General features: G+C 59.5%; 12 protein-coding genes. 11 read left to right on the top strand and 1 reads right to left on the bottom strand.

The annotated features are described in order from the left end of the window. Nucleotides 1–273 precede the first annotated feature (273 nt). The 11 genes from GVL52_RS01275 (at nt 274) to GVL52_RS01225 (ending at nt 12774) form a co-directional block, all read left to right on the top strand. Nucleotides 274–993 carry a response regulator gene (locus GVL52_RS01275; protein ID WP_160003445.1) on the top strand — a complete coding sequence of 240 codons (720 nt, stop codon included), beginning with the start codon at nt 274–276 and terminating at the stop codon, nt 991–993. Beyond that, complete coding sequence (locus GVL52_RS01270; RefSeq protein ID WP_160003444.1) at nt 990–2243, top strand: ATP-binding protein; 1254 nt, start codon at nt 990–992, stop codon at nt 2241–2243. The genes GVL52_RS01275 and GVL52_RS01270 overlap by 4 nt, the downstream gene beginning before the upstream one ends. A 45-nt stretch (nt 2244–2288) precedes the next feature. Continuing rightward, nucleotides 2289–2456, top strand: a complete 168-nt coding sequence (locus tag GVL52_RS01265) for a hypothetical protein (protein ID WP_160003443.1) — start codon at nt 2289–2291, stop codon at nt 2454–2456. Between the two features lie 402 nt (nt 2457–2858). Further along, complete coding sequence (locus tag GVL52_RS01260; RefSeq protein ID WP_160003442.1) at nt 2859–3386, top strand: invasion associated locus B family protein; 528 nt, start codon at nt 2859–2861, stop codon at nt 3384–3386. Between the two features lie 160 nt (nt 3387–3546). Then, entirely contained in the window at nt 3547–5874 is a 2328-nt protein-coding gene (gene bamA, locus GVL52_RS01255) for an outer membrane protein assembly factor BamA (RefSeq protein WP_160003441.1), read from the top strand. A 481-nt stretch (nt 5875–6355) separates the two neighbouring features. Then, on the top strand, nt 6356–7345 hold the full coding sequence (locus GVL52_RS01250; RefSeq protein ID WP_160003440.1) for a sugar phosphate isomerase/epimerase: 990 nt from the start codon (nt 6356–6358) through the stop codon (nt 7343–7345). A gap of 45 nt (nt 7346–7390) precedes the next feature. Further along, nucleotides 7391–8452 carry a substrate-binding domain-containing protein gene (locus tag GVL52_RS01245; RefSeq protein WP_160003439.1) on the top strand — a complete coding sequence of 354 codons (1062 nt, stop codon included), beginning with the start codon at nt 7391–7393 and terminating at the stop codon, nt 8450–8452. 57 nt (nt 8453–8509) lie between these two features. After that, on the top strand, nt 8510–10048 hold the full coding sequence (locus tag GVL52_RS01240; protein WP_160003438.1) for a sugar ABC transporter ATP-binding protein: 1539 nt from the start codon (nt 8510–8512) through the stop codon (nt 10046–10048). Then, complete coding sequence (locus GVL52_RS01235) at nt 10041–11012, top strand: ABC transporter permease (RefSeq protein WP_160003437.1); 972 nt, start codon at nt 10041–10043, stop codon at nt 11010–11012. The genes GVL52_RS01240 and GVL52_RS01235 overlap by 8 nt, the downstream gene beginning before the upstream one ends. Next, nucleotides 11009–11884 (top strand): MurR/RpiR family transcriptional regulator, encoded by an 876-nt coding sequence (locus GVL52_RS01230; protein ID WP_160003436.1) that lies wholly within the window; start codon nt 11009–11011, stop codon nt 11882–11884. Before GVL52_RS01235 ends, GVL52_RS01230 begins: the two co-directional genes overlap by 4 nt. Continuing rightward, nucleotides 11881–12774 (top strand): ribokinase, encoded by an 894-nt coding sequence (locus tag GVL52_RS01225; RefSeq protein WP_160003435.1) that lies wholly within the window; start codon nt 11881–11883, stop codon nt 12772–12774. Before GVL52_RS01230 ends, GVL52_RS01225 begins: the two co-directional genes overlap by 4 nt. 45 nt (nt 12775–12819) lie before the next feature. Here GVL52_RS01225 and GVL52_RS01220 read toward each other — a convergent pair whose 3' ends face one another. Beyond that, entirely contained in the window at nt 12820–13233 is a 414-nt protein-coding gene (locus tag GVL52_RS01220) for an acyl-CoA thioesterase (RefSeq protein ID WP_160003434.1), read from the bottom strand. Between the last annotated feature and the right edge of the window lie 29 nt (nt 13234–13262).

Here is a 13262-nt window from a genome sequence, read left to right as displayed (position 1 = left end):
ACGGACGGTCCGAGAATTGTCGTCAAGGACAATCCGTGCGATCGAACGGGAGACTTCGGTGGAAAGGGCAGCGCGGGCTCTTAGCCAACCCAATCCCGTGCGTGATCTGCTGTTGTTGCAGACCTGACGCCGGCACCTCACGGCGGAACAGCGGAGTTTTGTAACCAGTTGTTGCAGAGGACCATTCAGCAATCTTTTGAGACAAAGATTTGCATGATTTCTGTTCGGCATCTTGTAATAGATCGCCACTCGCTCGCTGAGGTGAAACGGTAGATGAACAAGCATATTCTGATCGTCGATGACGACGGGGAAATCCGCACGCTTACCAGTCGGTATCTTGCGCAGCAGGGGTTTCGCACCTCCATTGCTGCCAATTGCGCACAATGCGAACGCCTGCTTGTCGATATGAAGCCTGATCTTGTGGTGCTTGACGTGATGCTGCCCGATGGTTCCGGTCTTAACCTGTGCCGATCGCTAAGAGATCGCGGCGATCAGGTTCCCATCATCCTTCTGACTGCACTCAAGGAGGATGTCGATCGGATCATCGGCCTCGAAATCGGCGCCGATGACTACATGGTCAAGCCCTTTGTGCCCCGGGAACTGATCGCGCGCATCAATGCTGTCCTGCGTCGGACAAGGCAGCAGGAGAGCGAGCCTGATGTCGTCGGGTCTTACCGGTTCGACATCTATGTTGCCGAGCCGGCACGACGCCGGTTGACAACGGCTGATGGCGATATCGTTGAATTGACTGGTGCCGAGTTCGACTTGCTGCAGGTCTTCCTCGATCGTCCGGGCCGGCTTCTGTCTCGCGATCAACTCTCTGAGTTGACGCAAGGGCGTCAGGCTGACCCTTTCAACCGCTCCATCGACGTCCTGATCAGCCGACTGCGCAAAAAGCTTGCGGCCAACACCGCCGAAACGCTTTTCCGGACCGTCCGCAATGGCGGATATCAACTGGCGGTGCCGGTCGAGATCGATAGGGACGCAGTATGACCAGCTTGCGCATGCGCATTGCCGTCTTGCTCATCCTGTCGATCGCGGCGGTCGTTGGCCTTGCGACGCTTGCAGCCATGCTCGCCCTGCAGCCACCCTCTCAGGATGGCAATTTGCAGGCGACGATCAGCGAAATACGGACGCTGATGAAGGTCGCAAGTCTCGATCGGCAGACTGTTGCAGACGTTGGGGTTCAGGTCGATCCCAAACCTGCGTCTGGACAATTGGACAACGGGGAATCGGAGCATCTGACCAATGCGGCGCGTGTTGCAGGCCTCGATACAGACATACGCGTAACGCCCGGCCCCCAGTCGCTTGAGGTCACGGCCTCCATCCGCCTTCCAGATGGTCGTTGGCTGGTCACGGTCCTGCCGAGCAACAGACCGCCACCCGGCGGGGCCTACGTCTTTGCCGGCTGGATTTTTCTGATCCTCATCGGCAGCGCTGTGGTCTCGCTGTTTGCGGCGACCAAGATCACCATGCCGCTGCGGATCATCGACAACGCCGTTTCATCGGTGGGGCCGAATGGCGAGTTGGGACTGGTGCCGGAGATCGGGCCGGCCGAGGTGCGGGCCACAGCTCAGGCATTGAACCGGCTTTCCAGACATTTGAAGGTTGCCATCGAAAGCCGGATGCGGCTTGTCGCTGCGGCCGGGCACGACCTGCGCACGCCGATGACCCGCATGCGTCTGAGAGCAGAGTTCATCACGGATGATGAGGAGCGATCGAAATGGCTGTCCGATCTCAATGAACTCGATCAGATCGCCGACAGCGCTATCAGCCTTGTCCGCGAAGAGGTCAACCAGGACACGTTGGAGGCGGTTTCGCTTGATCTGCTGATCCGGGAAATCGTGACCTCCGTTCAGCAGGCAGGCTATGCGGCGGAGACCGGGCTGCTCAAGAGAGCGACGGTGCGTGCAGGCCCCATCGCTCTTCGACGTGCCTTGACCAATCTGATCGTCAATGCTGCGACCCACGGCGATGGCGCGCGGGTATCCGTTACCGCGAATGGCATGTCAGCGATCGTCACCGTAGAAGACGATGGACCCGGCATTCCCGAAGACCTGATGGTTCATGTGTTCGAGCCGTTTTTTCGCGTCGATGCGGCAAGACGAAAAACCTTTCCGGGCGCCGGTCTGGGAATGGCCATTGCACGTGAGATCATCGCCCGGTTCAGTGGCACGGTCGAACTTACTAACAGACGGCCCAACGGGCTGCTTCAGACCATCATAGTTCCGCTGGCGATCTAGGCGCCAAGTTGATGTTGAATGCGCGCCATGGAGACCACAATTTCCATGAGATGCACTCGGATGATCCCCGACGCCATTCTTGCCGGTGCCGGGAAAGCGGCGATGCCCAGCCGCGCCGATTTCAACGTCTATGTGCTGATCAACAACACGCTCATGCCCGCGTTTTCGACCATCCGCGACCGGACGTTGCCTGTCATGGCGGGCCTCGATTGACCGGCAGCTCAGATCCGTTCAACCCCACCTACATGCGATCGGTCCGCAATCCTGGCGACGCGGAGATGCCTGATGTTTGCTTTGGAAGGATCGCCCGATCTTTTAGAGCACGGGCGGATAGTGTGGGCGGGCTGCCGCCGACGGAAGCGCTGCAAAAGGCAAACAAACATAACACTCCAGCAACAATTCCCAACATTGGGGCCGAATTCTCGACGCGCCGGCATTGGAAATCATCAGCCAGATCGTTCGCGATCGAAAGAGGCTAGGCCGTACCCCCTCATTACCGCGGCCTAGCCTCCAAATGGAACGACGGAATTTCTTTGAAATGTTGGGTCGCAGCACCCTCGCACCGGAATTTGAGAGAACATGGGAACGCTATATTCTGCGCTTTTGGCCTCCGGAATGGTCGCACTCTCATCCACGCAGACCGGGACGTATCTCGCCCAGGCCGCTATCGCGAGCTCTCGCGCCAGCGTCTCGCAGTTTCAAGAGGATTACCGGGACTGGAGGGTGGCTTGTTTCGTCGTTCCAGAGCGAACCGAATGCACCCTGCAGCAGCACCTCGTCGATGAACGACGCCACCAGAATGTTCTCGACATAGAGCTGGGTGCACCTGACGAGGGAATGCTGGGTGGAACACTGGTCCTGCCGCTTGGCATCGCGATTGACCGGGAAACCTCGCTACAGGTGGATGACAGTGCCGACAGGCGTGTTGTCAATATCCAGACGTGTTTGCCGGTCGGTTGCGTCGCCCGCCTTGCGTTCGATTGCGATTTCATGGCGAGCCTTCGTCGTGGCGCAAAGCTCAAGGTCGCTGGCTTTGCCGCGTCCGGCGACGGCATACCGGTGACGTTCACGATTTCCCTCGATGGCTTCCCGCAGGCGCTCGATCGCAGCCTGGCACTCATGGCGTCCCAAAGCATGAGATGACACCGGCCTGAGTGGGCGTTCGATCCTGCGCCGTGCTGGCGCGTCGGCTACGACAGTGCCTCCGGCTGATTGCCCAGCAACCCCTGAAATGCGCCCCCAGAAACATCGGCTGCAGACTGCGCTGCCGAAGCCAATTTCATCGTATCAAGCGAGCAAACATATGCGACTGCCGTCGAACCGTCTGAGCCAGCCGAATAACCCGTCGTCGACCAAAGCGCTATTCTGCACCGCAACGGCCTTGTATCTTTGCTGCGCTGCATCGGGTCAGGCTGCGCTGGTCACCAGCATCGAGGTTCACGGAACCCATCGGCTATCGATGGAAGCCGTTCAATCCAACATCACCATTGTCCCGAACAAGGAGTTCGGCAGCGAGGATATCGATGCCTCCGTCAAGCAACTCTATTCCATCGGTCAGTTCGAAACGGTCAATATTCTTGTTGCCGGGCAGACACTGATTGTCTCGGTCAAGGAAAACGTCCTGGTCAATCAGGTGGTGTTCAACGGCAACCGCAAAATCAAGGACGACAAGCTCGCTACGTTGGTACAGACCAGGTCAGCTGCCCCCTATAACAAGATACAGGTAAGTGCGGATATCGTGGCAATCAAAGCGGCTTACGCTGCAGCCGGCCGCAACGACGTTGAGGTGACCACGCAGGTCGTTCCGCTGCCGAATGATCACGTCAACATCGCCTTCGTGATCAACGAGGGCGAGCGAACGAAGATCACTGCCATCAACTTTGTCGGCAACGAGGCCTACGACAGCTCGCGTCTCTCGTCTGTCATCAGCACCAAGAAAACCAACTTCCTATCCTTCCTGACACGCAAGGATGTCTATGGCGAAGACAAGCTCAACGCCGACAAGGAAGCACTGCGCAAATTCTACTTCAGCCAGGGCTACGCCGATTTCGAAGTCGTCTCGGCCGATGCGCAGTTTGATGCGCCCGGTCAAAGTTACGTCCTGAATTTCACGGTCAAGGAAGGGCCGCGTTACAAATTCGGAGATGTCACGATTTCGTCGACCGTCAAGGGCTTGGACAGCGCCGATCTGAAGGCGCTTCTGAAGACCAAAGCGGGAGAGACCTACAATGCCAACAAGGTGCAGAAATCGATCGACGCTCTCGCCATGGCGGTGGCATCGAGAGGCTTCCCGTTCGCACGCGTGACACCGCGCGGCAACCGCAACCTGCAGGACAATACCATCGGCCTCGAGTATCTGCTCGATCAGGGCGAGCGGGCCTATATCGAGCGCATCGTCATTCGCGGCAACAGTCGGACACGCGACTACGTCATTCGTCGCGAATTCGACGTGAGCGAAGGCGACCCCTTCAACCAGCAACTGCTTGATACCAGTAAGCGCCGACTGGAAGCTCTCGGATATTTCAAGTCGGTGAGCATCTCGACCGCGCCTGGCAGTGCCAGCGACCGGGTGATCGTCACCATTGACGTCGAAGACGATTCCACCGGCAGTTTCGGCATTGGGGCCGGGGCGACATCGGACGGGCCTGTTCTGGAAGCGTCGGTGGAGGAAAAGAATTTTCTCGGAAGAGGGCAGTACATCAAGCTCGCGGCAAGCGGCGGCTGGGATGACGACGATGATCGAAACTACAGCCTGTCATTCACCGAGCCCTATCTACTCGGTTACCATCTGGCGGCCGGCTTCGACATCAATTACGCGCAGACCTCTTATGACGACTACGAGGTCGATCAGGCAGGGATCACCTTGCGTGTCACGGCGCCGATCACCGAGCAGCTGGCATCGACCTTCCGCTACAATCTCACCCAGTTGGACTATAGCGGCGACTCAAGCGATTTGTCAGCAACCTACGCCCATCTCGTCGATGATGGCCCCTGGGTTCGCTCGTCCGTCTCGAACACGCTGACCTTCAATTCACTCGACAGCGATCAGCAGCCTCGCAGCGGCGCCTATGCGACGCTGACGCAGGAAATTGCCGGTCTGGGCGGTGATTCAAACTACTACAAGATCAGCGGCAAGCTGCGATACTACGACCTCCTCAACGAGGATGCGGACCTGATTGGATCGGTGACCGTTGGTGGAGGCCAGATGTTTGCATTTGGCGACAGCCTCAATACCTTCGATCAGTTCACGCTCGGTGGCAACGAGATCAGAGGCTTTGCAAAACGCGGCATCGGGCCGAGAATCGCTGATGTCGATGACCAGACCCTGGGCGGCACCTCGTATTTCTACGCCTCCGCCGAAGGAACCTTCCCGTTGCCCGCGATTCCCCGCGATTTCAATTTGCGCGGCGCAGTCTTTGCCGACGCCGGCACCCTGTTTGGAAACAAGGTCGATGTGCTGGGCTCTGACATCGCTGAGGGCACAAGCGGCGCGCTGCGCGCCTCCGTCGGTGTCGGTCTCGTCTGGGACTCACCCTTCGGCGCGCTGAGGGTCGATTATGCGCTGCCGCTTGCTTATGACGATTCAGACGAGCTGGAGCGTTTCAAGATCGGCGTGAACAACAAGTTCTAGGCGACTCGATGGCGTCGCCACGAGTTGCCGACAGGCTCACAGGCGCGCCCAAAATGCCGCCGATGGCCAATGGCCGAGGCGGCAGCACAGGATAAGTCGTTGAACGGACCTCGCCGGAACCTCGCTTTTATTGCAATGCACCAGTCATAAAGCCGGGCCGGCTTCCCGAACCAATCCTGAAATGAACACAGCGTCGTTACGCTTGCTTCAGTGAAGCGGGCCGGCGACTGCGTCGCCATGTCGGCTCACAATGCCTGCTCTGCTTGGGCTGGCCGTCGATGATCATCCGCCACGAAGTGCGAAGTCTCCGGCCTCTGCGCCAGATTCGCCGAGGGCTTCCTGCATTTTGTTTCCGGACCCGAACCGCCGAACGATGCGGCGCGACAGGTGCGATGCTGCACCGCAAAAACTATTTCACTTTACAACAATTTGGTTTTTTGTGAAGTTATGGGCAAGCGTTCACATTGATAGGTATAGAACATTGTCCAGCCCCCGTTTCGCCACGCGCCTCAATTCCTTCGCTTCCAACGCCCACAGCGAATGGCCTGATCTCAAGGGTAAGCCCTCGGTCTTGCAGATGGCGACCCGTGCTGCAAAGGTCCATGGCCTCACCGATCTAGACCTGAACTACCCGGATCATGTCGGAGAAAATCCTGTTGAACTGGCGCGAAAGCTCAATGATCTCGGCCTATCGATCAACGGTTTTGCGATGCGGTACTATACCAATCCGGCGTTCAAGATCGGTGCCTTCACCAATCCAGATGAGAAGGTACGCCGCGAAGCGATCGAACTCACCAAGGCCGGCATTGATGCTGCCAGAGAGGCCGGGTCGAACCTGATGACCATCTGGCTCGGCCAGGATGGCTTCGACTACGCGTTCCAGGCCAACTACGATCAGATGTGGCAACACGAGATCGACGGAATTCGTGAAGTTTGTGAACATGACCCGGATTGCCTGATCAGCATCGAATACAAGCCGAATGAGCCGCGCTCCTACAGCCTGATGCCCGACTGTGCGACCACGCTGCTTGCCATCAAGGAGGCAGGCTGTGCAAATCTCGGCGTCACGCTCGACTTCGCCCATGTGCTTTACGCCGACGAGCAGCCTGCATTCGCCGCTGCCATGATCGCCCGTCACAGCCGCCTGCTCGGCGTTCATCTCAACGATGGCTACGCCAAGCGCGACGACGGCCTGATGGTCGGCGCCGTTCACACGGTCCAGACGATCGAGCTGCTGCGTCAGATCCGCCGCGACGGTTATGACGGCGCCATCTACTTCGACACATTCCCCGACATGACCGGTCTCGATCCGGTTCACGAATGCGAGGTCAACATCAAGACGGTTCGGCGCATGCTGAACGTTGTAGATCGCCTCGAACAGGACAATCGCCTCATCGATGCGATTGACCGCCAGGACGCCGTATCCGCGCAGGCCATTCTGCAAAACGTCATGCTTGGTGCGGATGCGTAATAAACGCCCAATCGGGCATTCTAATCACTCACTCGGGAGGAACCGATGAACAGACTTTTCACGACAGTCATTGCCACAGGCCTTGCGGCGACGCTCTGGGCAGGCATCAGCTTTGCCCAGGAGCTTGCTCCGCTGAATTCCGACACGGAGAAGGACCGCATCGACTGGTCGCAGCTCGAAAGCAAGTTCGGTCCACTGCCGAAGCTTCCCGAAGGCACCAAAGCCGGCGGCGTTTCCAAGACGCTGACCAACGAATACTGGCGCTCGCTCGGCCAGGGCTACCAGAAGCTCGGTGACAAGCTGGGTGTGACGGTCGCTTATCAGGCTGCGCAAAGCGAGGGCGACCAGCTCGGCCAGTTGACGATTGCCGAAGGCATGATCACCCAGGGCGTCAACGTTCTTCTCGTCTCGCCGCAGACCGATGCGAACCTGCAGCCGGTGATGGAACAGGCAAAGGAAGCCAAGATCCCGGTCGTCAACGTCAACGACGCAGTCATTCCGCAGGCCGAGCACTATGTCGGCAACGTTCAGCGTGACAACGGCGTGCGCGTCGCCAAGTGGTTCATCGAGAACCGCCCCGATGGCGGCAAGGTTGCCATTATCGAAGGTCAGGCCGGCGTTTTTGCTGCCGTCCAGCGCACCGACGGCTTCAAGTCGACGATCTCGGAAGGCGGCAAGTTCAGCGTCGTTGCCAGCGTCCCCGGCAACTGGGATCGCCAGACGTCCTACGATGCGGCAACCAACATCCTGCAGCAGCATCCTGATCTGATCGGCTTCTACTGCAACAATGACGGCATGGCCCTCGGCGTCGTCGAAGCCGTCAAGTCTGCCAATCTCCTCGGCAAGGTCGCCGTGTTCGGTACCGACGGTATCTCTGATGCCTACACCTCGATCAAGGCAGGCGAGTTGACGGGTACCGTTGACAGCTTCCCGGTTCTGACCGGCGAGGTTGCATTGGAAACGGCGTTGCGTCTCGTCGCTGGCCAGACGCTCCCGCGCGTTGTATCGACCCCGCAGGCATTGATCACGAAGGACAACTTCGCCAAGTACCAGGGCGACGGTGTAGATGTGCGTGAAGTTCTGCTCAAGGACGCCGCGGCAAAGTAACGGAAACAGGAGCCGGTTCAATTGCGAACCGGCTCTCTTTCACCGAAGGCACCGTAGATGACATCGACGCCCCGACTAAAATTCGAAGGCATCACGAAGGCATTTGTCAGCGTCAAGGCACTGACGGACGTCTCATTCGAGATCGCTCCCGGCGAAATTCACGCGCTGCTTGGCGAAAACGGCGCAGGCAAATCGACCTTGCTTCGCATTCTCTCCGGCGTGTTTCGTCCGACAAGCGGCGAGTTCTTCGTCGATGGAAAGCAGGCCCAGTTCAAGCGGCCGGACAATGCCCGTACTGCCGGCATCGCCATGATTCACCAGGAACTGCAGCAGGTACCGAACCTGACCGTGGCGCAGAACATGTTCCTCGGCCATCCGCTGAAGATGGCTGGAGGACTTCTGGTAAACCAGCGCGAGCAGGAACGCCGCGCCGCGGAAGCGCTTGCCATGATCGATCCCTCGATCGATCCGTCTGCGCCGATCAAGAGCCTGAAGGTGGCCCAGCGCCAGATCGTCGAAATTGCGCGTGCGCTGCTCGACAAGGCCAAGATCATCGCCATGGACGAACCGACGTCCAGCCTGACCCCCTCGGAATTCGAAAGCCTCGCGGTTATCGTCGAGAAACTTGCGGCCTCGGGCGTGTCGATCATCTACGTCTCGCACAAGATGGACGAGGTCTTCCGCATCTGCCACCGTGGCACCGTGATGCGCGATGGCCAGGTGGTCGGCGTTGTCGATCTGAAGACATCGGCGCAGGAAGACGTCATTGCCATGATGGTCGGCCGCGAGCTTCAGCACGAGGATCACCGATCGCATGCGACCGACAAGGTCCGGCTGGAAGTGCGCAACCTGTCATCGGCAACGACGCATGTGCGCGACGTCTCGTTCGACGTTCATCGTGGCGAAGTGCTGGGCATCGCAGGCCTTGTCGGCTCCGGCAGAACCGAGTTGCTTCGCCTTCTTGCCGGCGTCGACAAGATTTCTGCAGGCACCGTCAAGATCGACGACAAGACGCTGGCGCTGAAGAATCCACGATCCGCCATCGCCGCAGGCATTGGCCTGTTGCCTGAGGAACGCAAGCGCGAGGGGATCATTCCGATCCGTCCGGTTTCGATCAACATGGCGCTTCCGTCGATGGGGCGTTTCTCCAAGGGCGGTATCGTTCGTCATGGCTTGGTGAAAAAGCGGTCGAGCGAGCTTCTGAAGCGCGTCAACCTGCGCCCGTTCCAGATCGATCGGCCTATCAAGCTGTTCAGTGGTGGAAACCAGCAGAAGGCGATCATCGCCCGCTGGCTCGCCGCCGGTTCGGAAATCCTGCTCTTCGACGAGCCGACCCGCGGCATCGACGTGGGCGCAAAGTCCGAGATCTATCATCTGATCGAGGAACTTGCGGCAGAAGGCCGCTCGATCATCGTTGTGTCGTCCGAACTGCCCGAAGTCATGCGCGTTTCCGACCGCGTGGTGGTCATGCGCGATGGCCGCATCGCGGCTCAGTTGGGCCGGGCCCGGCTATCCGAGAAAAATCTTGTCTCATATGCCGTTGGCGACGCTGGCCGGAAGGCCGTGTCCTCCAAGCAGGAGCACCAAAATGTCTGATATCACTGCAAGCGCACCGGCGCGTTCCAACCTGTTTTCGTCCTTCTCCGTCCGCGACGCAGGCACATTGATCGGCCTCATCCTGATCGTGGCCGTCTTCGCCGTGCTGGTGCCCGGCTTCGTTTCCGAACGGAACCTCATCAACATTCTGCAGCAGTCGAGCATCAACGCCTGCCTGGCACTCGGAATGACGCTCGTGATCATCTCCGGCGGTATCGACCTCTCGGTCGGGCCGACGGCCGCGATCGCCGCCGTGCTCAGCGCCACCCTGCTGGTCGCCGGCTATCCGGTCCCGATCGCAATTCTCGCCGGCCTCGGCATCGGGGCGGTCTGCGGCGTGGTGAATGGTGTTCTGGTCGCCTATGTCGGCTTGCAGCCTTTCATCGTGACCCTCGGCACGCTCAGCACCTATCGCGCGATCGCGCTGATCTACACCGGCGGCAACCCCGTCCTCGGCATCCCGCAAGGTTTCCGCTCGATCTTCAATGGCTCGGTTGCCGGCATTCCCAACTCGGTGATCATCGTCACCTGTGTTGCCCCAGCCGCATGGGTCCTGCTCAAGAAGACACCGATCGGCGAGTATCTTCTGGCGGTCGGCGGCAATGAGGAAGCGTCTTATGTGGCAGGCGTGCCGATCGCGATGACCAAGATCACCGCCTATGTCATCTCGGGCGTGCTCGCGGCCTTGGCGTCGCTGATCCTGATTGGTCGCCTGGGTGCTGCAGAGCCGATCCTCGGCAACCTCTGGGAACTCGACGCGATCGCAGCGGCGGCCATCGGCGGTGCGTCGCTGATGGGCGGCAAGGGCAGCATCGTCGGGACAATCCTCGGCGCAATCATCCTCGGCGCGATGCGCAACGGATTAACGTTGATGAATGTACAAGCTTTCTATCAACTGCTCGCAACCGGCCTTATAATTCTTGTCGCGATGATCATTGATCGCCTGACAAGGGGACGTGGATGAATTCGGAGAGTTTCGATCTGAAGGCGGTTGGCCCCCGCATACGCATGATGATGCCGCTTCTGACTCCGTTGGAAGCACGCGTTGTCGAGACGGTCTTTGCCTTGCGCTCGTTTGACGATGAAACATCGCTCAAGGAGATCGCGACAGAGGCCGGCGTGTCGGAGGCGATGGTGGTGAAGATCACCAAGAAGCTGGGATTTGCGGGCTACCGCGAATTCCGAACTGCGCTGTCGCAGTACAACAGGCTCCCAACCGCGGAGATGCATCAGGAACTCTCGCTGGATGACACCTCGCAGGAAATCGTCCAGAAAGTCTTCAGAACATCGATTCAGGCGCTCGAGGAAACACTGTCGATCATCGACATCGCGGCGTTCGACCGCGCGGCCGATCTGATCCACGGAGCCCGCCAGCGCGACTTTTATGGTGTTGGCGGTTCGGCGCAGATCGCCAGAGACGTCTCGCACAAGTTCCTGCGCATCGGTGTCCGCGCCAGCGTGTTCGATGACAGCCACATGATGCTGATGTCTGCGGCACTGCTGGGGCAGGACGATATCGCCATCGGTTTTTCCCATTCGGGCAATACGGTGGCGGTGATCGAGGCCATACAGCTGGCGCGCCGCAATGGTGCGCGAACGATCGCTATCACCAACTACAACGGCTCGCCTCTGGCGCAGCATGCGGATGTCATTCTTTGCTCGACAGCACAGGGGTCACCGCTGATGGGCGAAAATGCGGCTGCCCGCATTGCCCAGTTGAATATCCTCGATGCGGTGTTCGTCGCCGTTGCACAACGTGATTACCAGGCGGCAGAAAAGAACCTCGCGAAGACGATGGCCGCAGTGGCCTCCAAACGAAAAGACAAGTTCCTATGACCTCCCCTTCGCCCACCGTCTTCGTATTCGGCAGCCTGCACTACGACATCATCGTCAAGGGACCGGCGCGTCCGCGCAAGGGCGAGACGGTGGCCGGAACGGCCTGGCATCCGAAATGCGGCGGCAAGGGCGGCAATCAGGCGGTCTCAGCGGCAAGAACCGGTGTGCCGACGATGATGATCGGCGCTGTCGCCAATGATGATTTCGGCGCAACGCTGGTCGCCAACCTCGCCAGCAAGGGCGTCGATCACCGGTTCGTCAGGACAATCGAAGGCAGTGCCAGCGGCATGAGTGTGGCGATTTTCGACGGCGAAGGCGACTACGGTGCGGTGTTCGTGTCGGGCAGCAATCTTGAACTGTCGGCCACTGACGTCGATGCTGCCAGGCAGCACTTTGCGCCAGATAGCCTTCTCGTCCTGCAGAGCGAAGTTCCTGACGCCGCAAACGTCCTCGCCGCGTCCGCCATGAAGGCTGCCGGCGGTAGAGTGCTGATCAATGCAGCGCCGGCGCGCGCTCTTTCGGCAGACCTCGTTGCCTTGATCGACATCATCGTCGTCAATGCCGTCGAGGCGGAGATGCTTGCCGGCATCGAGCATGTCGACAGCCTTGGCGACGCATTGGCCGCTGCCCACGTGCTGGCCAAGACCTATCCGGTCGCGGTGGTGACGGCAGGCGGCGAGGGCGTAGCCTGCGTCGAACGCGGAAGCACAGCCGAAATCATGATCCCTGCGCGCAAGGTGAAACTGATCAGCACGCACGGCGCCGGTGACGAATTCATCGGCGTGCTCGCCGCCAACCTTGTTCGCGGGGAAAGCACTGCCGTCGCGTTGGAAAAGGCAAACGAGGCGGCTGCCATTCTGGTCAGCACGCCGACATCCGACCACATCTGAACGGTGTCCCGGCTGGCATTTTGCGGCCACGCCGGGCCAAAGGCGTCATTCTGCTGCTTGCGCCGCAGTGGTACCACCAGACGGAACCTGTCGTGGCTTGCCTTCGTCATCGACGGCGACCATGACGAACACCGCGTCCGTGACCTTCTCGCGGGATTGCTCGTAGTGCCTGCGGGTCCACGCTTCCACCCGAAGCGTTATCGATGTCCGGCCGACCTTTTCGACTGAGGTGTAGACGCACAGCGTGTCGCCGATCTTGACCGGTTTCTTGAAGACGATCTCATGCACGGCCACCGTGACGGTGCGGCCCTTTGCGATGTCGTTGGCACGCACGAAGGCCGCGAGGTCCATTTGCGACATGACCCAGCCGCCGAAAATATCGCCTGCCGGGTTCGCGTCGGCCGGCATTGCCAGCGTGCGGAGGGTGAGTTCTGTGCCGGGAGACGGTTTGAATTCCATCGAGGACTCCGTTCGATTCGATCCTCCCG

The organism is Rhizobium sp. 18055, assembly GCF_902706285.1.
Lineage (GTDB): Bacteria > Pseudomonadota > Alphaproteobacteria > Rhizobiales > Rhizobiaceae > Rhizobium.
Note: the sequence above shows the minus strand (reverse complement) of the source record. Positions and strands in the feature narration are given on the sequence as shown.

What these genes read in the sequence shown, in the direction of transcription:
- GVL52_RS01275 (WP_160003445.1), top strand. Translation starts at nt 274, where the DNA reads ATGAACAAGCATATTCTGATCGTCGATGACGACGGGGAAATCCGCACG.
- GVL52_RS01270 (WP_160003444.1), top strand. Translation starts at nt 990, where the DNA reads ATGACCAGCTTGCGCATGCGCATTGCCGTCTTGCTCATCCTGTCGATC.
- GVL52_RS01265 (WP_160003443.1), top strand. Translation starts at nt 2,289, where the DNA reads ATGAGATGCACTCGGATGATCCCCGACGCCATTCTTGCCGGTGCCGGG.
- GVL52_RS01260 (WP_160003442.1), top strand. Translation starts at nt 2,859, where the DNA reads ATGGTCGCACTCTCATCCACGCAGACCGGGACGTATCTCGCCCAGGCC.
- bamA (WP_160003441.1), top strand. Translation starts at nt 3,547, where the DNA reads ATGCGACTGCCGTCGAACCGTCTGAGCCAGCCGAATAACCCGTCGTCG.
- GVL52_RS01245 (WP_160003439.1), top strand. Translation starts at nt 7,391, where the DNA reads ATGAACAGACTTTTCACGACAGTCATTGCCACAGGCCTTGCGGCGACG.
- GVL52_RS01240 (WP_160003438.1), top strand. Translation starts at nt 8,510, where the DNA reads ATGACATCGACGCCCCGACTAAAATTCGAAGGCATCACGAAGGCATTT.
- GVL52_RS01235 (WP_160003437.1), top strand. Translation starts at nt 10,041, where the DNA reads ATGTCTGATATCACTGCAAGCGCACCGGCGCGTTCCAACCTGTTTTCG.
- GVL52_RS01230 (WP_160003436.1), top strand. Translation starts at nt 11,009, where the DNA reads ATGAATTCGGAGAGTTTCGATCTGAAGGCGGTTGGCCCCCGCATACGC.
- GVL52_RS01225 (WP_160003435.1), top strand. Translation starts at nt 11,881, where the DNA reads ATGACCTCCCCTTCGCCCACCGTCTTCGTATTCGGCAGCCTGCACTAC.
- GVL52_RS01220 (WP_160003434.1), bottom strand. Translation starts at nt 13,233, where the DNA reads ATGGAATTCAAACCGTCTCCCGGCACAGAACTCACCCTCCGCACGCTG.